The organism is Xanthomonas sp. F10 (assembly GCF_014206815.1).
GTDB lineage: Bacteria > Pseudomonadota > Gammaproteobacteria > Xanthomonadales > Xanthomonadaceae > Xanthomonas_A > Xanthomonas_A indica.
On sequence record NZ_JACHNP010000002.1, the window covers coordinates 71,110 to 96,473 of the forward strand.

General features: G+C 70.0%; 20 protein-coding genes and 1 pseudogene. 16 read left to right on the forward strand and 5 right to left on the reverse strand.

What is annotated here, in order from left to right; translation table 11 throughout:
- Positions 1-16: 16 nt before the first annotated feature.
- Positions 17-1,483, forward strand: a pseudogene (locus tag FHR56_RS20615) (MFS transporter); the annotation flags it as partial.
- A 36-nt stretch (positions 1,484-1,519) separates the two neighbouring features.
- Positions 1,520-2,485 carry a glycoside hydrolase family 43 protein gene (locus FHR56_RS20620; RefSeq protein ID WP_345776738.1) on the forward strand — a complete coding sequence of 322 codons (966 nt, stop codon included), beginning with the start codon at positions 1,520-1,522 and terminating at the stop codon, positions 2,483-2,485.
- A gap of 273 nt (positions 2,486-2,758) precedes the next feature.
- On the opposite strand, the gene FHR56_RS11885 is transcribed toward FHR56_RS20620, so the two are convergent.
- Both FHR56_RS11885 and FHR56_RS11890 read right to left on the reverse strand, forming a co-directional pair.
- Complete coding sequence (locus tag FHR56_RS11885; protein WP_160945685.1) at positions 2,759-3,862, reverse strand: dipeptide epimerase; 1,104 nt, start codon at positions 3,860-3,862, stop codon at positions 2,759-2,761.
- Entirely contained in the window at positions 3,859-5,253 is a 1,395-nt protein-coding gene (locus FHR56_RS11890; RefSeq protein ID WP_160945684.1) for an SH3 domain-containing protein, read from the reverse strand. The genes FHR56_RS11885 and FHR56_RS11890 overlap by 4 nt, the downstream gene beginning before the upstream one ends.
- 342 nt (positions 5,254-5,595) lie before the next feature.
- Between FHR56_RS11890 and FHR56_RS11895 the strand changes: the two genes are divergently transcribed.
- From FHR56_RS11895 to FHR56_RS11960, 14 genes are all read left to right on the forward strand, one after another.
- Entirely contained in the window at positions 5,596-8,388 is a 2,793-nt protein-coding gene (locus FHR56_RS11895) for a TonB-dependent receptor (protein WP_160945683.1), read from the forward strand.
- 83 nt (positions 8,389-8,471) lie between these two features.
- Positions 8,472-9,272 carry an N-acetylmuramoyl-L-alanine amidase gene (locus FHR56_RS11900; RefSeq protein WP_160945682.1) on the forward strand — a complete coding sequence of 267 codons (801 nt, stop codon included), beginning with the start codon at positions 8,472-8,474 and terminating at the stop codon, positions 9,270-9,272.
- Between the two features lie 113 nt (positions 9,273-9,385).
- Positions 9,386-10,312, forward strand: a complete 927-nt coding sequence (locus FHR56_RS11905; RefSeq protein WP_160945681.1) for a hypothetical protein — start codon at positions 9,386-9,388, stop codon at positions 10,310-10,312.
- A gap of 384 nt (positions 10,313-10,696) precedes the next feature.
- Complete coding sequence (locus FHR56_RS11910; protein ID WP_160945680.1) at positions 10,697-11,482, forward strand: hypothetical protein; 786 nt, start codon at positions 10,697-10,699, stop codon at positions 11,480-11,482.
- 155 nt (positions 11,483-11,637) lie between these two features.
- Complete coding sequence (locus tag FHR56_RS11915; RefSeq protein WP_160945679.1) at positions 11,638-13,542, forward strand: peptidoglycan-binding protein; 1,905 nt, start codon at positions 11,638-11,640, stop codon at positions 13,540-13,542.
- Positions 13,543-13,760: 218 nt separating this feature from the next.
- Positions 13,761-14,312, forward strand: a complete 552-nt coding sequence (locus tag FHR56_RS20625) for a lysozyme inhibitor LprI family protein (RefSeq protein WP_237473027.1) — start codon at positions 13,761-13,763, stop codon at positions 14,310-14,312.
- A gap of 69 nt (positions 14,313-14,381) precedes the next feature.
- Positions 14,382-15,746, forward strand: coding sequence for a peptidoglycan-binding protein (locus tag FHR56_RS11925; protein ID WP_160945678.1), 1,365 nt, complete (start codon positions 14,382-14,384; stop codon positions 15,744-15,746).
- A gap of 191 nt (positions 15,747-15,937) precedes the next feature.
- The gene (locus FHR56_RS11930; RefSeq protein ID WP_160945755.1) at positions 15,938-16,627 is read left to right on the forward strand and encodes a M15 family metallopeptidase; all 690 of its coding nucleotides are present in this window, start codon (positions 15,938-15,940) and stop codon (positions 16,625-16,627) included.
- Positions 16,628-16,657: 30 nt separating this feature from the next.
- Positions 16,658-16,855, forward strand: a complete 198-nt coding sequence (locus FHR56_RS11935) for a CPXCG motif-containing cysteine-rich protein (RefSeq protein WP_160945677.1) — start codon at positions 16,658-16,660, stop codon at positions 16,853-16,855.
- A gap of 79 nt (positions 16,856-16,934) precedes the next feature.
- Positions 16,935-17,324 (forward strand): hypothetical protein, encoded by a 390-nt coding sequence (locus FHR56_RS11940; RefSeq protein ID WP_160945676.1) that lies wholly within the window; start codon positions 16,935-16,937, stop codon positions 17,322-17,324.
- Between the two features lie 225 nt (positions 17,325-17,549).
- Positions 17,550-17,930, forward strand: coding sequence for an EF-hand domain-containing protein (locus tag FHR56_RS11945; protein WP_160945675.1), 381 nt, complete (start codon positions 17,550-17,552; stop codon positions 17,928-17,930).
- A 200-nt stretch (positions 17,931-18,130) separates the two neighbouring features.
- Complete coding sequence (locus FHR56_RS11950; protein ID WP_160945674.1) at positions 18,131-18,889, forward strand: HAD family hydrolase; 759 nt, start codon at positions 18,131-18,133, stop codon at positions 18,887-18,889.
- A gap of 150 nt (positions 18,890-19,039) precedes the next feature.
- The gene (locus FHR56_RS11955) at positions 19,040-19,630 is read left to right on the forward strand and encodes a hypothetical protein (protein ID WP_202406803.1); all 591 of its coding nucleotides are present in this window, start codon (positions 19,040-19,042) and stop codon (positions 19,628-19,630) included.
- 392 nt (positions 19,631-20,022) lie between these two features.
- On the forward strand, positions 20,023-21,384 hold the full coding sequence (locus FHR56_RS11960; RefSeq protein ID WP_160945673.1) for a VOC family protein: 1,362 nt from the start codon (positions 20,023-20,025) through the stop codon (positions 21,382-21,384).
- A 467-nt stretch (positions 21,385-21,851) separates the two neighbouring features.
- Here FHR56_RS11960 and FHR56_RS11965 read toward each other — a convergent pair whose 3' ends face one another.
- The 3 genes from FHR56_RS11965 to FHR56_RS11975 form a co-directional block, all read right to left on the reverse strand.
- Positions 21,852-23,222 carry a leucyl aminopeptidase family protein gene (locus tag FHR56_RS11965; protein WP_160945672.1) on the reverse strand — a complete coding sequence of 457 codons (1,371 nt, stop codon included), beginning with the start codon at positions 23,220-23,222 and terminating at the stop codon, positions 21,852-21,854.
- Positions 23,223-23,271: 49 nt separating this feature from the next.
- Positions 23,272-23,985: an HAD family hydrolase gene (locus tag FHR56_RS11970; RefSeq protein ID WP_160945671.1), complete on the reverse strand. Its 714-nt coding sequence runs from the start codon at positions 23,983-23,985 to the stop codon at positions 23,272-23,274.
- Between the two features lie 104 nt (positions 23,986-24,089).
- Complete coding sequence (locus tag FHR56_RS11975; protein WP_160945670.1) at positions 24,090-25,202, reverse strand: AI-2E family transporter; 1,113 nt, start codon at positions 25,200-25,202, stop codon at positions 24,090-24,092.
- Between the last annotated feature and the right edge of the window lie 162 nt (positions 25,203-25,364).

Here is a 25,364-nt window from a genome sequence, read left to right on the forward strand (position 1 = left end):
CAGTGCGGAGACCCCCGTGCACGTGCTGACGGTGCGGGAAAAGCTGGGCTACAGCCTGGGCGACCTGGCGGCGAACCTGATCTTCCAGACGCTGATCACCTACCTGGCGTTCTTCTACACCGACGTGTACCGATTGCCGGCGGCCACGGCGGCGACGATCATCTTCGTGATCGGCCTGCTGGGCGCGTTCGTGTTCACCCCGCTGATCGGCATCGCCGCCGACCGCACGGCAAGCCGCTGGGGCAAGTTCCGGCCCTGGATCCTGTGGACGGCGATTCCGTTCGGCGCGCTGTCGCTGCTGGCCTTCAGTACTCCGGACCTGGGCGCGCGCGGCAAGGTGCTGTACGCCCTCACCACCTATGGCCTGCTGATGCTGGTGTACGCGGCCAACAACCTGCCGTACTCGGCGCTCAGCGGGGTGCTGACCGGCAACATGGCCCAGCGCAACAGCCTCTCGGCCTACCGCTTCGTGGCGGTGATGATCGCGCAATTCATCATCCAGGTGCTGCTGTTGCCGCTGGTGCTGATCCTGGGCGACGGCGACAACGTGCGCGGTTTCGAGCGCCTGATGACGGTGTTCGCGGTGGTGGGCACGCTGTTCTTCCTGATCACCTTCGCCACCACCCGCGAGCGCATCGTGCCGGCCAAGGAACAGAGCGCCGGCGTGCTGCAGGATCTGTCCGACCTGCTGCACAACCGGCCATGGAAGGTGATGCTGGCGCTGACGGTGCTGGTCTTCGTCAACCTGGCGCTGAAGGGCGGCACCTATATCTACTATTTCCAGTATTACCTGAGCGAGGCGGCGCTGGCGGGGTTTCTCGACGCCTCCGGCTTCAATGGCTTCATCGGCGGAGTCAATGCGCTGCTCGCCGGATGGGGCCTGTCCGGCTTCACTTGGCCGCAGGATCCGGCGACCTCGGCATTCAGCCTGTTCAATGCCTGCGGCATCCTGTGCATGATCCTGGGCATCGGTTTCTCCCGGCGCCTGGCCGACCGCTTCGGCAAGCGCGATGCCTTCGGCGGCGCGCTGCTGGCCTCCACCGTGTTCCTGCTGGCGTTCTACGTGTTTCCGCCCACGGCGATCGGCGTGGCCTTCGGCGCCTTCATGCTGCACGGCTTCTGCTACGGCATCACCATCCCCTTGCTGTGGGCGATGATCGCCGACGTCGCCGACTACTCCGAATGGAAGAACCATCGCCGCGCCACCGCGATCATCTTCTCGGCGATGCTGTGCGGGCTGAAGATCGGGCTCAGCATCGGCGGCGCGCTGGTCGCCGGCATCCTCGCGCACCACGGCTACCAGGCGGGCGCGCCGCAGCAGCCGCAGGATGTGGTGAACGGCATCCGCCTGACCGTGAGCGTCTATAGCGCCCTCCCGTTCCTGGTCGCGGTGGCGCTGCTGTTCTTCTATCGGATCGACAAACGCATGGAACGTCGCATCGAACACGACCTGCAGGCGCGTCGGCAGGGGGCCGACCCGAGTGAACGCAGCGACCTGGACCATCTCGCGGCGCACGCCATCGCGCAGCCGCTGGTCACCCACATTTACACGGCCGATCCATCGGCGCACGTATTCGAGGGACGCCTGTACATCTATCCGTCCCACGACATCGACAGCGGCGCGCCGTTCGACGACGACGGCGGTCACTTCGGCATGGAGGACTACCACGTGCTGCGCATGGACACGCCCGACGGCGCCGCCACCGACTGCGGCGTGGCCCTGCACGTGCGCGACGTGCCCTGGGCCAGCCGGCAGATGTGGGCGCCGGATGCGGCGACCCGCGACGGCCGCTATTACCTGTACTTCCCGGCCAAGGACGCGCAGGGCCTGTTCCGCATCGGCGTGGCGGTGGCCGACCGCCCGGAGGGCCCGTTCGCCGCCGAGCCCGAGCCGATCGCGGGAACCTATTCGATCGACCCTGCCGTGTTCGAGGACGACGACGGCGCGCACTACCTCTGCTTCGGCGGCATCTGGGGCGGCCAGCTGCAGAAATATCGCGACGACCGCTTCGATGCGGCGAACGCCGAGCCTGTCGGCGACGAACCGGCGCTGGGGCCGCGGATCGCCAGGCTGGACCCCGACATGACGCAGCTGGCGGAGCGCACACGCGAAATCGTCATCCTCGACGAACACGGCCAACCGTTGCGCGCCGACGACCGCGCGCGCCGCTTCTTCGAGGGGCCGTGGCTGCACAAGGACCAGGGCCGCTACTACCTGTCCTACTCCACTGGCAACACGCACCTGCTGTGCTACGCCATCGGCGACAGCCCGTATGGACCGTTCACCTATCGCGGCGTGCTGCTCAAGCCGGTGGTGGGCTGGACCACGCACCACTCCATCTGCAGGTTTGAAGGCCGGTGGTACCTGTTCTATCACGATGCCCTGTTGTCCGGCGGCGTGACCCACCTGCGCTCGGTCAAGTGCACGCCGCTGCACATCGAGGCGGATGGCAGCATCCGCACGGTCGATCCCTATGGCGGATGAGAGGCCGCTGCCCAGGGACTGCACACGCGCTGGCCGTGGCAAGGCGGTCGCCAGTCCCTTGTAGGAGCGGCTTCAGCCGCGACAGGCCTTCACGGTAACGCCTGTCGCGGCTGAAGCCGCTCCTACGCGTGCATTGTCGATCGTGATTGAAGACCTGCTCCAGTCACGGACGGAAGCTGGAGAATCGGCCTTCGTGTCCGCCAGCGCAGCCAGGTGCCGCTCTTCGCCGCATGGCGCAGCGCGCCTGGCGCCACGCGCGGCGCAGCACCACCCCTACACCGACCGCGGCAACAACTCCAACCCCTGGATCTCGCGAATCCCCAACCCAGGCGCTTCGCCAATCCGGATCTGCGCTTCGTCGAACTGCACCCCGCCCACCACCGGGTCGAAGGCTCCCAGCGATGGTCCGTCCAGGTCGACCTTGGTGATGACGTCCGCGCGCGCCACCGCCAGGTGTGCCGCCGCCGCGACGCCGATGCTCGATTCGAGCATGCAGCCGATCATGCACGGCACCCCGTACACCGCGGCGATGTCGGCGATGCGCAGCGCGTTGGACAGGCCGCCGGCTTTGATCAGTTTGATGTTGACGATGTCCGCCGCGCGCCGCTGCAGCAGCGCGATCGCCTGCGCCGGCGAGAACACGCTCTCGTCGGCCATCACCGGGGTCTGCACGCGCTCGGTCACGTACTGCAGGCCATCGACGTCGCCGGCCTTGACCGGCTGTTCCAGCAGTTCCAGGGTCACCCCGGCCCGCTCCAGCGCGTGCATCGCCTGCACCGCCTGCTTCGGCGTCCAGCCCTGGTTGGCGTCCAGCCGCAGCTGCGCGCGATCGCCGACCGCGGCATGGATCGCCTTGACCCGTGCGATGTCCTCGGCGAGATCGGTGCCGATCTTGATCTTCAGCGCCACGAACCCGCGCGCCAGTGCCGACAGCGCATCGGCCACCATCGTGTCCACTGCATTCACGCTGATGGTGAGGTCGGTGGTCAGCTGCGGCGTGCCACCGCCAAGCAGCCGGTACAGCGGCGCACCATGCTGCTGCGCCCACAGGTCGTGCACGGCGATCTCCAGCGCCGCCTTGGCGCTGCTGTTGTGTTCCAGCGCGCCCTGGATCAGGCCGCGCAGGCGCTGCAGGTCGGCGATGTCCTCGCCGATCAGGCGCGGCGCCAGGCAGCGTTCGATCGCCGCGATGATCGATCCGTGGGTGTCGCCGGTGATTGGCGGGGTGGCCGGTGCGCTGCCATGGCCGATCCGGCCATCGCCGGTGTGGACCATGACCACCACGTCCTCGATCGCCTGCACGGTGCGCAGCGCGGTCTTGAACGGGGTCTTCAGCGGCACGCGCAGCATGCCCAGGCGGATCTCGGTGATCTTCATTCGGTGGTCGGTGCGCGCAGGCGCTGGATGCGGGTGATGCGGTCGATGAACGGCGTGCCGTCGCCGAGCAGCAGCGGCTCCAGCGGGGTCACCGACACGCCGTTGAGGCGCACGCGCTGCAACCGGCCAGCGGCGTCGCGGTAGCTGGCGCCGGCCACGTCGTGGATCACCCAGGTCTGGCCATCCTCGTGGCCGATCACCAGCATCACGTGGCCGGGGATGTAGACCAGGTCGCCGACGCGCAGTCGCGCCAGCGCCTGCCTGCGCTGAAGCAGCGGGTCGCTGGCGGTGTAGGACACCGACGCCAGTGCCGGACTGCGCGCCTGGTCGCCGGTGTTGCGCGGCAGCTCGATGCCGAGGCTGCGGTGGAGGTCGACCACGAAGCCGCTGCAGTCGCGCGCGTCGTAGCTGTTGCCCCAGCCATAGCGCTCGCCGAGGAACTTGAAGGCCTGCTGCAGCAGCATCTGCGGCGTGGCCGGCAGCGGCGCCTCGGCGACGTCGGCGCTGCGCGGCACCAGTGCGGGCGCCAGTTGCAGCCGTCCGTCGCGGTCGCGCAGCGGCAGTTGCACCACGTAGGCGGCCAGCGGCGACTGGCCGTTGACCGCCTGCTGCGGCGGCCAGTCGCGCAGCAGCGGCAGCGCGCTGCCCATGTCCAGCGCCACCTGCGAGGCCGCCGGCAGCTCCGGGGTGAACACGGTGGCCGCGCGCGCACCGGTGACCAGCAGCCGCGGCGTACGTTGCGCGTACGCCAGTACGCCGGCGCGGTCGCTCTCGGCGATGCGGTCGCGGGCGATCCAGGCGGCATAGTTGTTGGCCAGCACGAACAGCCACTGCCCATCGGCGCTGGCATGCAGGATTGCCACCGGGCTGCCCGGATACAGCGCCGATTCCTGGAAGCGGTCGATGTCGCGATCGTCGCGGTCGCTGAACACACGGTCGGCGGTCGGGAAGCGCCGCAGGTCGGCGCGTTGCACCACCAATGCATAGCGCGGCTGCACCTGCGCCGGCAGCGCGTCCAGCGCCAGCGCGCGCTGCAGCGCCTGCAGACGCGCGGCATCGAGTGCGGCGCCCTGGGCGTCGTAGAGCGTGCGCGTCGGCGGTGCCGACAACGCCAGGATCTGCGTGCGCACCTGCGCGCCGGGAACTTGCGCCGGCAGTGCGGCCAGGTCGTGCATCGACGGATCGTCGCGCAGCAGCCGGGCATTGAACGCGGCGCGCTGCGACGCCTGCAGCAACGGCGGCGATGCCGCCGGCAGCCGTGCGATCCAGTGCGCGGCCTGCAACTGCGCCGGCTGTGCCTGCAGCGGCATGGCGTCGGTGGCGCGTGCTGGTGCGATGCCGCCGCTCGCCGCCACGGCGAGCAACAGGCACAGGCCGCGCATCTTGATCATGGCATCCCGCTGTCTGGAAAGAAGGCCGGCGCGTGCTGCGCGCCGACGCCAGGATCTTCGATTCCCGGTTTTTTCCTGTCAAGGCGCTGCGTTGACAGGTTTTGCAAGCGCGTGTTACATCCGACTGCACAGGGGAAGCGTGGCGATGGCGCCGGGGAACGTGCAGGCACCGCACGGCAGCGCCGCGTCCGCTCGGCAAGATGCAGGACCCGCAACACGATGGCCGCGTGCCGCGCACGTGCCATTGCCGTGTGCGTGGACGCCAGGGACAGGCGCTCGTCGGTAGCCGCGCCCGCGGCGTTCGCGCCATCCACCCGCGCCATGCAGGAGAGCCGCGTGCCCATGCGAATCGTTCGTCGTCCTTCTCCCTTGCGACTCGTACGCGTGGCGCTGGCCGCGCTGACGACGCTGGCCGCGGCCTCGCCGGCAGCGGCCGCGGCGCAGGAACAGGCGGCGACGCCGCGCGATCTCGATGCGGTGCTGGTGACCGGCTCGCGCATCGCCCGCGCACAGGTCGAAGGCCCGGCACCCGTCACCGTCATCACCGCCGAGGACATCCGCAAGCAGGGCTTCGCCACGGTGTGGGAATCACTGGGCACGCTGACCCAGTTCAGCGGCAGCACCTTCAACGAGAGCGACCAGACCGGCAGCTCACCCAACGGCCAGTACCTCAACCTGCGCGGGCTCGGGCCGGGCTACCAGCTGATCCTGCTCAATGGCAAGCGCATGGCCGACTATCCGCAGCCCTACGGCGCCAACGGCACCGCAGTCAGCCTGGGCAGCATTCCGGCGGCGGCGGTGGAGCGCATCGAGGTGATGAGCGGCGGCGCCTCGGCCATCTATGGCTCCGACGCGGTGGCCGGCGTGGTCAACATCATCACCAAGCGCGATTTCCAGGGCGACAGCCTGCGCGTGCGCGCCGGCACCACCACCCGCGGCGGCGGCGATACCGGGCAACTGCAGTGGACCGGCGGGCGCCGCGGCGACGGCTGGAGTTTTACCTACGCCTTCGAGCGGCTGGATCGCGAACCCATCGTCGCCCGCCAGCGCGGCTTCATGGATTCCTACGACGACCATCCGGACAACAAGGCCGACCCCGGCTCGCCCAACGTGTCCATCTCCGGCGTGTACCTGCGCCGCGGCAACACCTATCTGTGGCCGCAGGCGGGCACGCTGTCGACCTCGCCGCAGGCGCTGGCCGCGGCCTGCGCCGCGACCAATCCGGCGTTCCGTCCCTACCGCACCAGCGACAGCCTGGCCGCGCCCAACCGCTGCGGCGCGTTCGACTACTACGCCGGGCGCTCGGTGCAAAACGGCTATGGCAAGACCTCGGCCTACCTGGCCGGCGATGCCGAGCTCGGCCACGACGTCGTCGCCTACGCGCAACTGCTGGCCAACCGTTCGCAGGACAAGAGCTCCAGCCAGACCCACTACTACATCGGCGAGGGCGCGTTCACCGCCTACGATCCGGACCTGGGGCTGGTCACCGCGCAGCGCATCTTCCTGCCGGACGAGGTCGGCGGCATCAAGACCATCGACTACGACGAGCGCAGCTGGAACCTCAACGCCGGCGTGCGCGGCAAGGCCCTCGACGGGCGGTTCGACTGGGATGCCAGCGTGTCGCTGTCGCGCTACGACATCACCACGCGGCGCCCGCGCTTCCTCACCAATGCGGTGCGCGATTACTACTTCGGGCCCGTGCTGGGCTATCGGCCGGACGGCACCGAAAGCCGCCGCGTGCGCCCGGACCGGCTGTTCGCGCCCGGCAGCCCGGCGCTGTATCAGCAGCTCACCACCGAAGTGGTCAGCCGCGGCGAATCGGCCACCGACCAGGCCCAGTTCGTGGTCAGCGGCGACCTGTTCGCGGTGCCGGCGGGCATGGTGCAGATCGCCACCGTGCTGGAAGCGGCACGCCAGACCTACGACCTGCAGCCGGATCCACGCACCACCGTCGACTACGTCGGCAGCGAGCGCATCTACAACCTCACCCAGACCCCGGGCGGCGGCCCGCGCAAGCGCTATGCCGCCGGCCTGGAACTGCGCGTGCCGATTGCCAGCCGGCTCAGCGCCACCCTGGCCGCGCGTTACGACGCCTACGACGACATCACCGCGGTCGATGGCGCGGCCACCTGGCAGGCCGGGCTGGAGTGGCGTCCGTTCGACACGCTGTTGCTGCGCGGCAGCCATGCCACCAGCTTCCGCGCGCCGGACCTGCTGTGGATCTACGCCGGCACCAGCGCCAACAATCCCACCGTGGTCGACGAGTACCTGTGCCGCCGCGACGGCCTGGATCCGCTGTCGGCGGCCTGCGCGAGCGCGCACGAGTACCAGACGTTCTCCACCCAGGCTTCCAATCCGCTGCTGCGCGAAGAGACTGGCAAGTCGACCACGTTCGGCGTGGTCTGGGATGCGCTGCCGGCACTGTCGCTGAGCCTGGATTACTACCGCATGGAACTGAAGGGCCGGGTCGAAGCCGTCTCCAGCGAAACCCTGCTGGAGAACAACGCCAACTGCCTGCTCGGCCGCGACCGCGCCGGCGCCGCGGTGGACACTGCCTCGGCGGCCTGCCGGTTCTACCTGGACGCGGTCACGCGCAGCCCCGGCACCGACCTGACCAGCGAAGGCCAGATCACCGCGTTCAAGACCTTCCCTATCAACCAGTCGCTGATGCGCACCGACGGCATCGACGCCAGCCTGCGCTACGACCTCGACCTCGGCGCCTGGGGCACGCTCGGCCTGCAGGGTGGCCTGACCCGCGTGCTGCGGATGGAGGTGGCGCAGTTCGCCGGCGCGCAGCCGGTGGACGTGATGAACGACGTCGACTACCTGGCGTTCCGCACGCGCAGCAACTGGCGCGCGAACTGGAGCCGCGGCGACTGGTCGGCCAGCGTGTACGGCTACCGCTACGGCTCGCGGCCCGACTACGCCGAGCGCGGCCGGGTCGCGCCCTACCTGGTGTGGAACGTCGACCTCGCCAAGCAGATCACCGACAAGGCCACCGTCGGCCTGAGCGTGCTCAACGTGTTCGACGCGCTGCATCCGCGCGACGACACCTACACCACCTGGCCGTACTTCCCGCGGGTGTACAGCGCGATCGGCCGGCAGTGGTCCGTCAACTTCAACTACCGCTTCTGAGCGCGCGTGGCCGTCGACGCGCGTTTGCACGCCGCCGCCGCGCCGATTGCGTACGCTTGTGCGACCCCGACCAGGAAGTGTCCATGACCCGCGTTCCCGTGCCGTCCCTGTCCGCCGCGTGCCGGCTGCTGCTCCTGGGGACGCTGGCCTTGCTCGGGGCCTGCGCGCACGCGCCGCAGCGCAATCCGCTCGCCACCTGGGTGCCGTCGCCCAACTACGACACGCGCCGGCCGATCCTGATCGTCATCCACTACACCGACCAGCACTCGGTGCAGCAGAGCCTGGACACGCTGCGCTCGCACAACAGCAAGGGCAAGGTCAGCGCGCACTACCTGATCGGCCGCGACGGCACGCGCTACCAACTGGTCGCCGACCAGGACCGCGCCTGGCATGGCGGCGCCGGGCGCTGGGGCACCATCACCGACATCAACTCCGCCTCGATCGGCATCGAGCTGGACAACGACGGCAAGACCCCGTTCGCGCCGCAACAGATCGCGAGCCTGCTGGTGCTGCTCGAAGACCTGTGCACACGCCTGCGCATCCCGCGCACCCAGGTGGTCGGGCACGAGGACTTCGCGCCCTCGCGCAAGGTCGACCCGGGCCCGCTGTTCCCGTGGAAGCAACTGGCCGAGGCCGGCTTCGGCCGCTGGCCGGCCGCCGACACGCCGCCGGCCCCGCCCGGCTTCGATCCGTGGCAGGCGCTGGCGCTGATCGGCTATCCGGTCGACGACCGCGCCGCGACCTTGCGTGCCTTCCACCACCACTACCGCGGCAACGACGCCACCGACTTCGACGCCGAAGACCTGCGCATCCTGTACGCGTTGACCCAGCCGCTGCTGGCGCGGCCGCAGCCGGTCCCGGCGATGGAGCCGGACGCGCCCTGAGCCGGCGCGCCGCGGCGCCAGCGTCGGTCTTGGCGGCGTGCACGCCTGTCACTTGGCGCCGCCGCGGTTCTTGGTAGCATCGCGCGCCAACAGACTCCAAAGGACGCAGTGCGATGAGGCGAGGAACCACGGCCCTGTGGGCGGCCACCTTCCTGCTGTTGGGTGGGTGCAAGGACAAGACTGCCGACGCGCCGGCCACGCAGACCCCGGCGACGGCAAGCGCGGCCGCGCCCGCAGCGCCCGCCGACGCGACCGCCGCGGCACAGCCGGCCGCCGCCGAGGTGCCGGCGCCGGGCCAGGTGCTGGCCGACATCTACGGCACCAAGGGCGACGGCTCGGCGTCCTACGCCATTGACAACGGCGCAGTGGCCAGCTTCTGGTACGGCGACCGCTTCGACCTCGGCGGCAAGCAGTATTACACCGGGTTCGCCAATGCCACCGGCGGCAAGTACGAGAAGCCCGGCGACCAGGCCGGCGACCAGGACATGTCCGACCCGGCAGCCACCGTCAGCATCAGCCAGGCCACCTACGTGCTCGATAGCGCCGGCGGCACGCCGACCTGGACCCTGTTCCATGCGCAGCGCTGGGCCGGCGATTTCGGCTCCGACGGCAAGGCCGACACCCTGGACGAACAGCGCAAGCCGCAGAGCACCACCACCAAGGACGGCCACCTGCTGCTGGCGCTGCCGACCACGCGCTTCGCCGACGGCATCACCAGTGCCGGCTTCGCGATCTTCACCTTCGACCCGAACAAGAACGACCTGGGCGACTACAAGGGTTGGGTCTACCTGGGCACGGTCGCCGCCGGCGAGGACAACAGCGCCGCCTGCGACGACCAGGGCACCATGAAGTGCGCCACCAGCACCGGCACGCTGAGCTTCGTGCCGCCGACCAGCGGCAACGTGCCGTCGCTGCGGATCGCCCTGCAGGGCACGGCGGTGGACGGACCGGGCAAGGTCCGCACGCTGGGCCCGGCCGACGCCGTCACCTACACCTACGACCCCGCCAAGCAGCAGTACACGCCGCCGCTGGACCGCTGACGGACGGCGCGCGGGCGGCGCGGGCGCGCGTCGCCGCGGTGGTGTCGGGCGTGGGACCTGGTTTAAGATGCGCCCCACGGGGCCTGATGATCAGGCGAGTCATTCGCGAGCGGCATGGGATGCTGCACTCGCCCGAAATGCCGGCGTGGATTGCCGGCGTGCGGTTCGCCATGCGCGACCGCCATCACCGCCCCTGCTCGGGGCCGCAGTGCACGTCACCGTCGTTCCGTCCGCAACCGCGCCCGCGGGGAGTCTTCGTGCTCCGCGTCAGGCGTCGCGTCCGCCTCGTGCGCCGCCTGCGTCAGGGCGGACACGGCGGCGGGCGCATCGGAATGTGCAGGTGGGTTCTTCCGGCTTCTTCACCGAATACAGGATGTTCTGGACATGTCGAACGACAACAAGCGCGCCGCCGCTCCCGAAGTGCCACCCGATGCGGGCAGCGTGCTGTACCTGATCTATGGCTGGGACGGCGATGGCGCCGTGTCCTACGAGATCGACAACGGCGCGGTGGTGAATTTCTGGGGCGGCCAGCATGTCGAACTGGACGGCAAGCACTACTACACCGGTTTCAGCTATGCCACGCCGGGCCGGTACGGCATCGACGATGCCGAAACTTTTCCGAACCCGGGCGAGGGCGTCTCGCTCGGCGCCGCCACCTTCCTGCTGACCACGCCCGGCGGCGAGCGGCCGTGGATGGTGCTGCACGCGCAGCGCTACGTCGGCAGCTTCGGCGCCTATGCGCGTGCCGATGCGTTCGACACCACGCGTGCGCCGCAGCAGCATGCACTGGGCGACGGCCGGTTGCTGCTGGCCCTGCCCACCACGCGCTTCGGCAACGGCATCACCGAGGCCGGCTTCGCGCTGTTCGTGTTCGACCCGAACCGGCATGACCTCGGCGATTACCGCAGCTGGCTCTACTGCGGCACGGTGGCGGCCGGCGAAGACAACGAAGCGGCCAGCGACCCGGACGGCGTGGTGCCGCACGTGTCCAGCACCGGCACCCTGGAATTCCAGACGGTCCCCGGCCAGCGCATGCCGGCGCTGCGGGTGGCGCTGCACGGCACCGCGATCGCCGCTCCTGGCCGCGCGCGCCTGCTCGATGCCGGCGACGTGCTGCAGTACGCCTTCGACCCGGACAGCGGCCAGTACCAGCCCGCGCCCGATGCATGACCCCACGGCGCGCGGCGGCGCGCCGGTGGACGCAGCACCCGATGTTCCGCAGTACGCAATCGTTCTGTTGACCGCGCACTAACAAGCTCACGGACGAGCTCGGTTGACCCAGGCGGCCGCGATGGCCGTACCTCAACCTCAAGGAGTTACACGAGATGGCACGCGATACCACCAAGGCAGAGAATCTCGACATCATCGAGCGGGAAGCCAGGCAGCGGCAGATTCCGGTCGACGATTTCATGCGCTTCGCCTACATCGAAACCGGCGGCCGCTTCGACGAGCAGGCCAGTCGCGGTCCCAACAGCGCCAAGGGCCTGTTCCAGTTCACCCCCGGCGCCGCCAGCGCCTACGGCATCCGCGGCCGCGAACTCGACGCGGTGGCCAACACCGATGCCGCTGCGCGCATGTACCAGGACAACCGCAACAGCCTGACCCGCCAGCACGAACGCGACGGCCGCCCCTACCTGTCCGGCAGCGCGCAGCCCGACGGCCTGGACATGTACATGGCGCACCAGCAGGGCGCCGGCGGCTACCGCTCGATCCAGGCCGCCATCGCCACCGGCCACTTCGAGCTGAAGGGCACCCGCGCCAACATCCTCAACAACGTTCCCGGCGAAAAGGACGCGCAGGGCGCGCGCCAGTTCCAGGCCTACACCGGCACCTCGCTGGCCGACTTCAAGACACTGTCCGACCAGGACATGGCCAAGGCCTTCGTGAAGTACTGGGACGCCAAATACGACCACATCGCGATCCCGGAAAAGGGCATCAAGCCGCTCGCCGAGGGCCAGGCCGCGCCGGCGCGCACGCCGACCCACGCAGGCGGCAGGCAGGGCGGCCACGACGGCATCGCGCTGACCGCCGCCTACGACCTGGGCGTCAAGCACGACGACGTGAAGTACGCGATCAACGTCAAGAGCAGCAAGTACTACCACCCCGGCGTGGACGGCAAGCATCTGTCGCAGGGCTACATCGACTGCTCCGGCTGGGTGACCGAGCTGCAGAACGCGACGATGAACGAGATCAACCGCAAGGTCGGGCGCGACGTGTTCACCCAGAAGGACATGTTGGCGCAGGGCATGGTCGGCTCCGGCGAGATCGTCAAGAAGGCCTTCGACAGCTCCGGCGTGCTGCTGCAGGGCAAGGACGTGTTCAAGCCCGGCGCGCTGAAGGAAGGCATGGTCATCGGCGTGGACTCGGGCAAGACCGCGCACGAGCACTGGAAGGGCATCGACCACATCATGATGGTCGTGCGCGATCCCAAGAGCGGCGAACTGCTGGTCAGCCAGTCCACCGGCAGCAAGGGCGTCAACACCATGCCGCTGGACGACTACCTGGCCACGCACCAGAACGCCAAGCTGTTCGCTTCCGATCCGCTGGCCAAGGGCCGCGACCTGCTGCAGGACCGCCAGCAGAGCCAGGCGCAGACGCAGGGGGCGCAGGAGCCGCGCACGGCGCTGAAGCCGGGCGAGCAGGGCGCCGACGTCAAGGCGATGCAGCAGCGCCTGATCGAACTGGGCATCAAGGACGACCAGGGCAAGCTGCTCAGCGGTACCGGCTATTACGGCGATCGCACCAAGGAAGTGGTCGCCAACCTGCAACGCGAGAAGGGCCTGGCGGCGACCGGCATCGCCGACAAGGCCACGCTGGAGGCGATCGCCAAGCAGCCGGCGCCGGCCAAGGCCGACGCGGCGGCGCTGGCCGACAACCCACTGTACAAGCAGGCCATGGACCACCTGCAGAAGCAGGGACCCAACGGCGGCTTCAAGAGCGCCGAGGAGATGCAGCGCGCCGCGGGCCAGGTCGCGTTCGAGGCCAAGGTCAGCGGCATGAATCGCATCGACGACCTGGTGCTCAGCGGCGACCGCCGCGGCCTGATCGCGGTGCAGCGCAATCCGGAGAATCCGCACGACGTCAATCGTGCCTACGTGGACAGGCAGCAGGCCGCGGCGGTGCCGCTGGAGCGCAGCCAGCAGCAACTGGCCGCCGAAACCCAGCGGCAGGCGCAGGAGCAGCCGCAGCAGCCGGACCCGCAGCGCGAAAAGGCCCAGGCGCCGCGCTGATCGGTGCTTCTGGCCACGGCCGTCGTCGCGCATGTCGCGCGGCGGTGGTCGTGCGTGGCGATGGCGGCGGCCATTGCCACGCATGCGTCGGCGCGACATTGCCCAACGCCGGCCAAACATCATCACCCGCCATCGCGGCGCGCGATGGACAGCGTGCGCCACGATCGATTAGAACCTCGCCTTTCCGCTCGCGCAAACGACAAGGACGCAACCCGACCATGGCCATCGCCAAGGCTTTCCACCACTCTTCCCTGCTGCTGTTGTGCGTGGCCACCGCCGCCTGCAGCGCGCCGTCTTCCACGCCCAGTCAGGCGCAGGCGCCGGCCGCTCCAGCGGCGGACCCCGCGACTGCGGCGGCTCCCGCGGCCACCCACGAGGCCGGCACCCAGGCCGACGCGGGTGCCGCCACGCCGGCCGCGACGCCGGCGGCGCCCAGCCCTTCCCCCGCTTCAGGAGATTCCCCCGTGCTGCGACCGTCCTACGACACCTGCATCACCGCCGCCGGCGGCGCCACCCCGGCGATGCTGGATTGCATTTCCGACGAACACGCCTACCAGGACCAGCGCCTCAACACCGCCTACAAGGCGGCGATGGCCAAGCTCGGCGAGGCCGAGCAGCACGCGCTGCGCGAGCGGCAGCGCAAGTGGATCGCCGAACGCGACGAGAAGTGCGTCGCCGATCCGGACGGCGGCCAGGCCGAGCGCGTGGATGCGGCCGAATGCCGCCTGGAAATGACCGCACGCCGCGCCGACGAACTCGAAGCGCACTGATTTCACCCTCTGTATTGAACCCCGACGCGCGGCGCCTTCCACGCCGCGCGTCCTGCCAAGGAGAACGCGATGAGCGACAAGGATTGGGAACTGGGCCAGACCTCCAAGCACTACGAGACCGGCGGCCGCGGCGCGTCGACCGTGTCCTCCGGCGTCGACGACCCGGGCGGCGTGTCCTACGGCTCGTATCAGATGACCTCGCAGACCACCACCCGCGAGGGCAAGGTCATCAACGGCGGCACCGTCGCCGCCTTCGTCAAGGACAGCAAGTACAGCGACGACTTCGCCGGCCTCAAGCCGGGCTCGGACGCCTTCAGCGCCAAGTGGAAGGAGTTGGCCAAGACCGACCCCAGCTTCGGCCAGGAACAGCACGACTACATCAAGCGCACGCACTTCGACAAACTGGTCGACCGGCTCAAGGACAAGGGCCTGGACCTGTCCGACCGCGGCCCGGCAGTGCAGGACGCGATGTGGAGCACCGCGGTCCAGTACGGCCCCGGCAGCGACAAGAAGCCGGGCGGCTCCGGCGTGTTCCTGCGCGCCATGGAGGAGAAGTTCGGCAAGCAGGCCGACCTGTCCAAGATCTCCGACAAGGAGATTGTCAGCGCGGTGCAGGACTACAAGGCCGAGCACGTCAAGGAGCTGTTCCCGCGCGTGCACAAGCAGAAGACCCTGGATTCGCTGCAGAACCGTGCCGAGAACGAGAAGGCCGACCTGCTCAAGCTGGCCGACCTCGGCAAGACCGTCGCCAAGCCCGGCGAGCAACGCGACGGGCACACGGCGCCGAAGCCGCAGGACGGCCATCGCGAGCCGGCCGCGCACGGCGGCGTGCTGGCGCGCAATGCGCAGGGCGAGGCGGTGAAGGGCCTGCAGGAGAAGCTGGCCACGCTCGGCTACCTGGAGGCCAAGGATGCGATCGGCACCTACGGCCCCAAGACCGAAGCGGCGGTGGAGAAGTTCCAGCAGGACCAGCACCTGAAGGGCGTGGACGGCAAGGCCGGCCCGGAGACGCTGGCGGCGATCGAGCGCAGCGTGCAGCGGCAGCAGGGCGTGGAGCAGTTGCGGCGCGACAATCCGTTGTTCGACCAGGCGGTCGCGCAGCTGGAAAAGCAAGGGCGCAACGGTGGCTACGGCGACCGCGAGTCCATGCAGCGTGCGGCCGGGCAATTGGCGTTCGAAGCCAAGGTCAGCGGCATGTCGCGCATCGACGACCTGGTCGCCAGCACCGATGGCCGCGGCATGATCGCGGTACAGCGCAATCCGGAAAACGCGCACGACGTGCACCGCGCCTACGTCGATCGCCAGCAGGCGGCGACCGTGCCGCTGGAGCAGAGCCAGCAGCAGCTGGCGGCCGAAACCCAGCGCCAAGCGCAGGAGCGGCAGGTGCAGGACCAGCAGCGCACCCAGACCCAGGCGCAGACGCCGGGGCGTTGATGCGCACTGCGCAGGGCGGTCATCGGCACGCGCCGCTGCCCGCCCTCATTGCGAAGTGGCATTGCGCATCACGGGAGCGCGGCAGGACAGCGGCAACGGCCATGGCCTATGCTGCGCAGATGCCGCATGACCGCCGCTCACGCCACCACCATTCCTCGCGCCCCTGGCGCCGGCATGGCGCGCTGCGCGCGCTGGGCCTGACGCTCGCGTTCGCCGTCGCGCCCGCCACGTTCGCTGCGGAACCGATCACCTCGCCGGCGACCACGCCGGAGCAGGCGGGACTGGTGGACGTGCATGCGCTGGCGCCGGAGATCGCGATGGACATCCGCTACGCCGGCCACGACAACTTCACCGGTCGCCCGGTGCCGGGCTACGACGCGCCCAAATGCTATCTGCTGGCGCCGGCCGCGCAGGCCCTGGCGCAGGTGCAGCGCGACCTGCAGGCCAAGGGCTACCGCCTGCAGGTGTTCGACTGCTACCGGCCGCAGCGGTCGGTGCGTGCCTTCGTCGCCTGGGCGCGCGATCCGCAGGACCAGGTGGCCAAGGCGCGCTACTACCCGAAGCTCGACAAGAGCGTGTTGCTCGGCGACTACATCGCCGAGCACTCCGGCCACAGCCGCGGCGCCACCGTCGACCTGGGCTTGCTGGACTGCCGCCAGGGCGCCTGCCGCGCGCTGGACATGGGCACCGGCTTCGACTTCTTCGACGCCAGCGCGCACACCGACACGCCGGCCATCGACGCCACGCAGCGTGCGCACCGTCGGCAGCTGTTGAAGGCGATGGCCGCGCGCGGCTTCGTCAACTATCCGATGGAATGGTGGCACTTCACCTTCCAGCCCGAGCCCAGCCCCGGCGTCGCCTTCGACGTGCCGGTGCGCTAGCGGCGCCTCATCTTCGCTACGGACCCCTCCATGACCGGCACGCACCAGTTCGTCGACCTGCAATGCCCTTACTGCGGCGAATGGATCGACGTCGCGCTGGATCCGTCGGTGGACGTGCAGCAATACGTCGAGGACTGCCAGGTCTGCTGCAAGCCGATGTTGATCACGGTGCGCTGGGACGAGGACGGCGCGCCGGTGGTGAGCGCGATCGCCGAAAACGCCAGTTGAGCCGCGCGTCGGCGCGCCGTGCCGCACGCCGATGCGCGACACCCTCTAGACTTGTGCCCTTGCCGACCGAGGACACCCGATGAACCTGCCGCTGCACTTCGGCCTGCTGGGCTCGCTGGAAGCCGGGCTGATCGCATTGGCGGTCGGCTTCCTGGTCTATGCGCTGTGGCAATGGTTGGGCCGGCGATGGGGCTGGTCCGAGGGCCAGCAGCTGGGCGGCGCGTGCCTGATCGCGGTGGCGGTGTCGGCCGGCATCGACTGCTGGAACCTGTTCTACACCAGCATCGTGCGCCTGGAGTCGCCGTTGTACGCGCGCATCGCCCTGGCCAGCATCCACGACCCGGACGAACTGGGCTCGCGGGTGGTGCTGGAAGTGGCCGGCGCGCTCGCTGGCGTGGCGCTGGCCTGGGTTGCATTCAGGGGACGTTCAAGCGAAAACGCCGGCGACGGCGGTCACGAAACACGCTGAAACAGACGTTTTCTTTCTGCAATCCAAACGTCTCGAATGGACGCCTTACCGCACGCTGACGAAGCCCTAACCATTGCGGTAGCGCGCCGTGCGGGCGCCGTGGTTAACGATCCGTTTGGCGGCGATTTTCGACAGGGAATGGATTCAGTCTGAGACCGGCACGGTAGCGCCGTGTCCGGAATCGACCGGACATGCCACACCGAGAGAGCCAAGGAGAATCCACCCATGAACATTCGCACCCGCACCCCGCTGATCGGTACCGCCGCCCTCCTCGCCGCCGCGCTGGCCCTGCCGGCGTTTGCCCAGGACGCGCAGCAGGCCGATGCCGCCGCGCAGGCGCAGACGCAGTCGTCCACCAGCGCCACCGGCCAGAGTGGGCAGGCCGGCGCGGCCTCGGGCGGCGGCCAGACCTGGGCCGATGTGGACGCCGACAAGGACGGCGCCATCAGCAAGCAGGAGGCGCAGGTCAATGCCGGCCTCAGCCAGATCTTCGCCCAGGCCGATGCCGACCATAACGGCAAGCTGACCCCGGACGAGTACAAGGCCTACGTCGCCAAGCAGCAGGGCGGCGCGGCGACCGGCAGCGACAGCAACGGCGGCCAGTAACGGGAGCGGTCCCGGCACGGCGGTCGCGCGGCGATGAGGACGCGCACCGCCTTGCCGGAACCGGACTCCAGCGCATCACCGCGAGCGTCTTTCCATCAACGCTCCACCACGACGGCGGCCATGGGCCGCCGTCGTGCGTTTGCGCGGTGGGGCAGGGGAGGTGTCTGCGGGTCGGAGGCCGCTGCTATGCTTGGCGGATGATGCCGACGCCGACTGCCTTGCGTGCTTCCCCCATCGCCCTGGTCGGTTTCGACGGCGACGACACCCTGTGGAAGAGCGAGGACTACTACCGCGACGCCGAGGCCGCGTTCGAAGCCATCCTCGGCCAGTACCTGGACCTGCACGACGCCCGCACCCTGCAGCACCTGCTGACGGTGGAGCGGCGCAACCTGGCGGTGTTCGGCTACGGCGCGAAGGGCATGACCCTGTCGATGATCGAGGCGGCGATCGAGCTGACCGATGCGCGGATCTCCGCGCGCGACATCGGGCGCATCGTCGAGATCGGGCGCAGCACGTTGCAGCACCCAGTGGAGGTGATCGCCGGCGTGCGCGAGGCGGTGGCGACGATCGCCGCCGAGTTCGAGATCGTGCTGATCACCAAGGGCGACCTGTTCCACCAGGAAGCCAAGATCGCGCAGTCCGGCCTGGGCGACCTGTTCCCGCGCATCGAAATCGTGTCCGAGAAAGACCCGAAGACCTACGCCAAGGTGCTGTCCGAGTTCGGCATCGGCGCCGAGCGCTTCGTGATGATCGGCAACTCGCTGCGGTCGGACGTGGAGCCGGTGATCGCGCTCGGCGGCTGGGGCATCCATACGCCATACACCACCACCTGGGCGCACGAGGCCGAGCACGGGCTGTCGGCCGACGAACCGCGCCTGCGCGAAGTCGCCGCGGCCGCGGACTGGCCGCAGGCGGTGGCGGATCTCAACCGGCATGCGGCGAGCCTGCAGCGGGGCTGAGTGGATCCCTCGCCCAGCGGCGTTGGCATCATCGGCCGCTGGCCTTGTGGCGTAGGAGCGGCTTCAGCCGCGACACCGCCGAGGCCTCGGTGTGCATACCTGCCGGCTTGCCGCGCTGACAGCGCCCCCTGCCTCCGGCAGAATCGACGCATGCCTCTGCGTCCGTCTCCTGCCGGTCTGTTCCTGTGCGCCGCCCTGCTGGCGGCCGGCCCGGCCATGGCGCAGGGGGCGGCGGCGCCCGCGCGCGCCCCTGCCTCTGACAGCGGGGAGACGGCACCGGTCGAGGTGCCCGGCACCGACGATGCCTGGATCGACCGTCAGTTGCTCGACATCGACCGCTACGCCGCGCGCTATCCCGACAGCTTTCTCGACGAGATCGCGCGCTATGCGCAGATGCCGCACGGTTATGCCGAGGTCCTGCTGCACGATCGGCGCTGGCCGCCGCGCGATGTCTATGTCGCGGCGTTCCTGGCCAAGGCGGCGGGGCGACCCTACCGCGAGGTGGTGCGCGCACGCACGGCCGCCGGTGTCGCTGCCGGCTGGGCGACGGTGGCGAGCGACATGGACGCGCCGCCCGGTTCGCTGGCCTATCGTGCGCTGCGCCATGCCATCGTCGCCAGCTACGACCACTGGGATCGCCCGATCGTGCTGGACGCACTGTTGCGCCGGCAATTGGGCGACCGCGCCGCACGCGATCGCGCCGCGGCGCAGCCGCAGGACGGATCCGCGCGCACGCAATAAGCGCGGAGGAGCACAACGACACAGAGCGGCCGCCTGCACGTTCGCCCATGTCGTTGCGCGAACGTCCCGTTGTCCTGCACGGCATGCATGCACCGTTATGCATCAACGTCAGCGCATACCTAGCCCCTCACCCCCCGGGAGAGGGGTTGGGGCGAGGGTCGGGGCGCGCAGCGCCTCACGCAGTTTGGGTGCACGAGGCTGCGCCCGGACCCGCATCCGCCCCTGCGGGGCACCTTCTCCCGGCGGGAGAAGGAGACAGCGGTGCAGGCCACGTCCGTGCCGCACCGATACGCGCCGCGGGTTCATCCACACTGGCCGCGCCGCCGCCGCGGCGCGAGAATAGGCGTTCTGCCGGTCCTGCCGCCGGCGCCACCGCCGCTCCGGACCGCCCGATGACCAACGCCTTCGTTTCGCCCGACGCTATCCGCAGCCTGTTTGCGCAGGCCATGTCCGACATGTACCGCACCGAGGTGCCGTTGTACGGCACGCTGATGGAGCTGGTGGCGCAGGTCAATGCGCAGACCCTGGCCGCGGACCCGGCGTTGGAGGCGCAACTGCAGCGCAACGACGAACGCGCGCGGCTGGACCAGGAGCGGCATGGCGCGATCCGCGTCGGCACTGCCGAGGAACTGGCCACCCTGCGCCGCCTGTTCGCGGTGATGGGCATGGCGCCGGTGGGGTATTACGACCTGTCGGTGGCCGGCGTGCCGGTGCACTCCACCGCGTTCCGCCCGCTGGATGCCGCGGCGCTGGCGCGCAACCCGTTCCGCGTGTTCACTTCGCTGCTGCGGATGGAGCTGATCGAGGACCCAGCGCTGCGCGAGCAGGCCGCGCAGATCCTCGCCAAGCGGCGCATCTTCACCGACGGCGCCCTCGCGTTGATCGCGCAATGCGAACGCGACGGCGGCCTGGTCGACGCGGATGCGCAGCGTTTCGTTGCCGAGGCGCTGGAGACCTTCCGCTGGCACAGCGACGCCACCGTGAGCCTGCCGACCTACCGTGCGCTGAGCGAGGCGCACAAGCTGATCGCCGACGTGGTCAGCTTCCACGGCCCGCACATCAACCACCTGACCCCGCGCACCCTGGACATCGACGCGGCGCAGGCGGAAATGCTGCGCCGGGGCATCGACGCCAAGGCGGTGATCGAAGGCCCGCCGCGCCGCGCCTGCCCGATCCTGCTGCGCCAGACCAGCTTCAAGGCGCTGGAGGAAACCGTGCGTTTCCCGGCGGGCGCGGACAGCGCCGAGGCCGGTACCCACACCGCGCGGTTCGGCGAGATCGAACAGCGTGGCCTGGCCCTGACGCCGAAGGGTCGCGCGCTGTACGACGCGCTGCTGGAGCGCGCGCGCGCGGCCGAGGGCAGCGCCGGTGCCGACTACGCCACGCGCCTGCATGCCGTGTTCGCCGATTTCCCCGACGACTACGCCACCCTGCGCCGCGAGGGCCTGGGCTATTTCCGCTATGCGCTGACCGACGCCGGTCGCGCCGCCGGCGCCGCCGCCCTGGCCGGCAAGCCGGCCGAAGCATTGATCGCCGACGGTCTGGCCAGCGCCGACCCGATCGTCTACGAGGATTTCCTGCCGGTCAGCGCTGCGGGCATCTTCCAGTCCAACCTCGGCGGCGGCGAACAGCGCGCCTACGCCGCGCACGCCAACCGCGCCGCATTCGAGCAGGCGCTGGGCGCGCCGGTGCACGACGAATTCGCCATCTACGCCGGCATCGAGCGCGATTCGCTGCAGGCGCTGGCGGGTTGAAGGCATGGCCGGCGCGCCGGTTGGCGTGCCATGGCGATCGGCAGGAAAGCGCGCAGCGGTTGGCTTGCCGCGGGCCTGCTGCTGTCGTAGGAGCGGCTTCAGCCGCGACAGGCGTTCATGGGAAGGCCCGTCGCGGCTGAAGCCGCTCCTACAAGAACACGATCAGTGTGAGGGTGCATTGTGGGAGGGACTTCAGGCCCGGCGGCTTCCGAAGACAACAACGCTGCTCACACCGTCGCGTCGCGGCTGAAGCCGCTCCTACGAGTGCACGATGGGCATGGTGCTGCACTGTGGGAGGGACTTCAGTCCCGACGGTGTCCGAAGACAGCAATGCTCACACCCCCGCGCGTCGCGGCCGCAGTGGCTTACAAGGAATACGCGCGAGGCGCTGCACCGCCCGATGCCGCTCGACACCAGCCCCGCGCCTGCCTGCGCGACCTGGGGCGCGCAGGCCGATCGACCGCGGCTTACCCCGCGTAGCGCGCCTTCAACATCGCATACGCCGAACGCAGCGCCAGCGCTTCGCCACCCGCCGGGCGGCCGGGGCGGTCGCTGTCGTTCCAGGCGTACACGTCCAGGTGCGCCCAGACCTGCCTGGCCGGCACGAAGCGCTCCAGGTAAAGCGCCGCGGTCACCGCGCCGGCCATGCGCGAGCCGGCGTTGGCCAGGTCGGCGACCGAGCTGGTCAGGTAGCGCAGGTACGGGCGCCACAGCGGCATGCGCCAGACCGGGTCACGAGTGCGCTCGCCGGCGGCGATCCAGGCCTGCGCCAGCGTGTCGTCGTTGCTGAACAGTGCCGGCAGGTCCGGGCCCAGGGCGATGCGCGCGGCGCCGGTCAGGGTGGCGAAATCCAGGATTGCGTCCGGGCGCTGCTCGCCGGCATAGGCCAGCGCATCGCACAGCACCAGGCGGCCTTCGGCGTCGGTGTTGTCGATCTCCACGCTGGTGCCCTGGCGGGTGGCGATGACCTCGCCGGGGCGGAACGCGTTCGGGCCGACGGAGTTTTCCACCGCCGGCAGCAGCACGGTCAGCCGCAGCGGCAGCCGCTGCGCCATCACCAGCCCGGCCAGCGCCAGGGCGTGCGCGGCGCCGCCCATGTCCTTCTTCATGTTGCGCATGCCGTCGGCCGGCTTCAGGTCCAGGCCGCCGGTGTCGAAACATACGCCCTTGCCGACCAGGGCCACTTGCGGATGCGCCTCCTCGCCCCAGCGCAGCACCAGCAGCCGCGGCGCGCGGTGCGAGGCGCGGCCGACCGCGTGGATCGCCGGGAAGTTCTGCGCCAGCAGCGCGTCGCCGACGATGCTCTCGAACTGCGCACCGTGTTCCTGCGCGATCGCGCGCGCGGCGTCTTCCAGTTGCTCCGGCCCCATGTGCTCGGTCGGCGTGTTGACCCAGTCGCGCACGCGCAGGCTGGCGGCGATCAGGTCGCGCACTTCCGCCTGCGGCGTGGCCAGCAACTGCGCCGGCAGCCGCGCCGGTTGCTTGTAGCGGGCGAAGCGGTAGCTGCCCAGGCCCCAACCCAGGTGCAGCGCCGCAAGCGTGTCGGCGTCCAGCGCCGTCTCCACCCGCCAGGTGCTGCCGGCCGGCAGCGCGTACGGCGCATGCGCATAGGCATACGCATCGCCGCGATCGCCGACGCCCAGCACCGCGGCGGCCACGCCGTCGGCGCCCGGCAGCAGCAGCACGCTGCCCGGTGCGGCCACGAATTGCTGGGCGTCCATCCACGCCGCCCAGGCCGGCGCTTGCGCCGCGCGCCATTCGGCCAGGTGGTCGCGGTCCAGCACGTACAGCGGCAGCGCGTGGGACGAGGCGTCGGTGAAGCCGGTCGGCAGGGACATCAGCGGATCCTTGGAAGAGGGAGGTGGCCGGCGGGCCAGCGCGCGAGGGTCATGCGCGCGCGACGGCCGGCTGGGTCGCGTCCAGCCAGTCGGCCAGGCCGGTGAGGGTGTCGAAATGCAGGTCGGGCGGGGTCGGCGGATGCCAAGCCTGCGCATCGCGGTTGATCCAGCAGCCGCGCAGGCCGGCCTGCATCGCGCCGACCACGTCGATCTCGATGTGGTCGCCCACGTGCAGCACCTGCGCGCAGGGCAGGCCCAGGCGCGCGCAGGCGGCGCGGAAGATGCCCGGGTCCGGCTTGGCCGCGCCGTGCTCGCGGGCACTGAGCTGGAAGGCGAAATGCTGGTCCAGGCCGATCGTGGCCAGGTCGGCGTTGCCGTTGCTCAACGCCACCACCGGCACGCGCGCGGCGATGCGCTCCAACGCGGCGATGCTGTCCGGATAGCACTCCACCTGGTTGCGCGCGGCATGGAACACCGCATAGGCCGGTTCCAGCAGCGCGGCGTCGGCGCCGCTCTCGTGCAGCGCGCGGCGCAGCGTCAAGCGGCGCAGTTCGCTGAGGTCGTGATGCAGGTGCGGATGCGCGGCGAACACGTCTTCGCGCAGCTGCCGCATCGCCGCGACCGGGAAGCGTGCGGCGGTGGCCGGGCTGTGCTGCAGCAGCCAGTCGTGCAGCACCTGCTCGATGCGCGCGCCGATCGGCGCGAACGGCCACAGCGTGTCGTCCAGATCCAGCGTGATCGCGCGGACGGGGAAGGAGGGCATGGAAGTCACCGGCGCATTTTACGCCAAGCGCCACCGCCGTCGCGGGCCGCATCCGATAGACAGCACGCCGTGGCGCTTTCGACGCCCAATCCCGAATCCCCGCCTCACTCCAGCAGCCGTGCCCAGCGCTGCATGCCCTCCACCCGCGCCAGCACCATCTTGATGCACACCAGCAGCGGCACCGCCAGCAGCAGGCCGATCATGCCCCACAGCCAGCCGAACAGCATCAGCGCCAGGATCAGCATCAGCGGCGAGATCGCCATGCGCCGGCCGAGCACGATCGGCGTCACTACCTGGCCCTCGAGCGTGTGCAGGGCCAGGTACAGGGTCGCCGGCAGCGCCGCGCTCAGCGGGTCGCGGAAGGCGACGAACCCCATCAGCAGCATCAGCACCGCGCCGATCAGCGGCCCCACGTACGGCGCGAAGTTCAGCAGCGCCACCACCGTGCCCCACAGCAACGCTTCCTGCGGCGGGATCTTCAGCAGGATCAGGATGCCAGCGAAGATCAGGCCGACCAGCGTGTTGATCACGGTGATGGTCAGGACGTAGCGCGAGACCTCGCGTTCGATCGAGCGCAGGATCTCGGTGGTGAACTTCTGTTGCTGGCGGTTGGGCAGCAAGGCGATCGCATGGCGCTGCAGGTTCTCGCCGAACACCATGAAGAAGAACGTCAGCAGCACCACCGCCAGCACCGAGGCGGCCAGCCGCGGGGTCCGCACCAGCGCCTTGTACGGGTCGTCCATCTGCGTGCGGATCACCTGCACGCGGCGACCGCTCTCGCCGCCGGCGGCGCGGGCGAAGTTCTCCGCGGCCTGGTTGGCCTGCTGCATCGGCTTGGTCAGGTCGCGCACCTGGGTGGCGAGGTGGCGCAGCTGCGCCGGCGCCTGCTGCGCCCATTCGGCGGCGGGGCCGGCCAACTGCACGGTCAGGGTCGTCGCCACCGCCATGCCGGACAGCAGCACCAGCAGCGCGGCCAGGAAGCGCGGCAGGTACAGCCGTTGCAGCACGCGCAGGATCGGGTTGCCGACCAGGGCGAAGAAGGCCGAGAGCAGGATCGGCAGGATCACGTCCTGTGCCGCCCACAGCGTGTAGCAGACCGCCAGCGTCGCCAGCACCACCAGCGAGACCGGTCCGCGCGGGCGCGGCGCGGGCGGCGGCGGCAGGGCGTCGTGCGGCGCGTCGTCGGCGACGGCCGCGGGATCGGAAACTGTACTCATCGGACCTGCGAGACGGTGGCCGCGGCGCGCGCCGCAGTGCACGCGCCGGACGGCGTCGAAAAGGAAGCGAAGTGTAGGCCGATCGTGGCCGGGGCGGTATCAAGACCGCGTGGCCGCCGCGTGCGCGCGGCGTTGCGCCGACGGTCGCCCGGCACTGCGTGC

What these genes read in the sequence shown, in the direction of transcription:
- FHR56_RS11885 (WP_160945685.1), bottom strand. Translation starts at nt 3,862, where the DNA reads ATGAAGATCACCGAGATCCGCCTGGGCATGCTGCGCGTGCCGCTGAAG.
- FHR56_RS11890 (WP_160945684.1), bottom strand. Translation starts at nt 5,253, where the DNA reads ATGATCAAGATGCGCGGCCTGTGCCTGTTGCTCGCCGTGGCGGCGAGC.
- FHR56_RS11895 (WP_160945683.1), top strand. Translation starts at nt 5,596, where the DNA reads ATGCGAATCGTTCGTCGTCCTTCTCCCTTGCGACTCGTACGCGTGGCG.
- FHR56_RS11900 (WP_160945682.1), top strand. Translation starts at nt 8,472, where the DNA reads ATGACCCGCGTTCCCGTGCCGTCCCTGTCCGCCGCGTGCCGGCTGCTG.
- FHR56_RS11905 (WP_160945681.1), top strand. Translation starts at nt 9,386, where the DNA reads ATGAGGCGAGGAACCACGGCCCTGTGGGCGGCCACCTTCCTGCTGTTG.
- FHR56_RS11910 (WP_160945680.1), top strand. Translation starts at nt 10,697, where the DNA reads ATGTCGAACGACAACAAGCGCGCCGCCGCTCCCGAAGTGCCACCCGAT.
- FHR56_RS11915 (WP_160945679.1), top strand. Translation starts at nt 11,638, where the DNA reads ATGGCACGCGATACCACCAAGGCAGAGAATCTCGACATCATCGAGCGG.
- FHR56_RS20625 (WP_237473027.1), top strand. Translation starts at nt 13,761, where the DNA reads ATGGCCATCGCCAAGGCTTTCCACCACTCTTCCCTGCTGCTGTTGTGC.
- FHR56_RS11925 (WP_160945678.1), top strand. Translation starts at nt 14,382, where the DNA reads ATGAGCGACAAGGATTGGGAACTGGGCCAGACCTCCAAGCACTACGAG.
- FHR56_RS11935 (WP_160945677.1), top strand. Translation starts at nt 16,658, where the DNA reads ATGACCGGCACGCACCAGTTCGTCGACCTGCAATGCCCTTACTGCGGC.
- FHR56_RS11940 (WP_160945676.1), top strand. Translation starts at nt 16,935, where the DNA reads ATGAACCTGCCGCTGCACTTCGGCCTGCTGGGCTCGCTGGAAGCCGGG.
- FHR56_RS11945 (WP_160945675.1), top strand. Translation starts at nt 17,550, where the DNA reads ATGAACATTCGCACCCGCACCCCGCTGATCGGTACCGCCGCCCTCCTC.
- FHR56_RS11950 (WP_160945674.1), top strand. Translation starts at nt 18,131, where the DNA reads ATGCCGACGCCGACTGCCTTGCGTGCTTCCCCCATCGCCCTGGTCGGT.
- FHR56_RS11955 (WP_202406803.1), top strand. Translation starts at nt 19,040, where the DNA reads ATGCCTCTGCGTCCGTCTCCTGCCGGTCTGTTCCTGTGCGCCGCCCTG.
- FHR56_RS11960 (WP_160945673.1), top strand. Translation starts at nt 20,023, where the DNA reads ATGACCAACGCCTTCGTTTCGCCCGACGCTATCCGCAGCCTGTTTGCG.
- FHR56_RS11965 (WP_160945672.1), bottom strand. Translation starts at nt 23,222, where the DNA reads ATGTCCCTGCCGACCGGCTTCACCGACGCCTCGTCCCACGCGCTGCCG.
- FHR56_RS11970 (WP_160945671.1), bottom strand. Translation starts at nt 23,985, where the DNA reads ATGCCCTCCTTCCCCGTCCGCGCGATCACGCTGGATCTGGACGACACG.
- FHR56_RS11975 (WP_160945670.1), bottom strand. Translation starts at nt 25,202, where the DNA reads ATGAGTACAGTTTCCGATCCCGCGGCCGTCGCCGACGACGCGCCGCAC.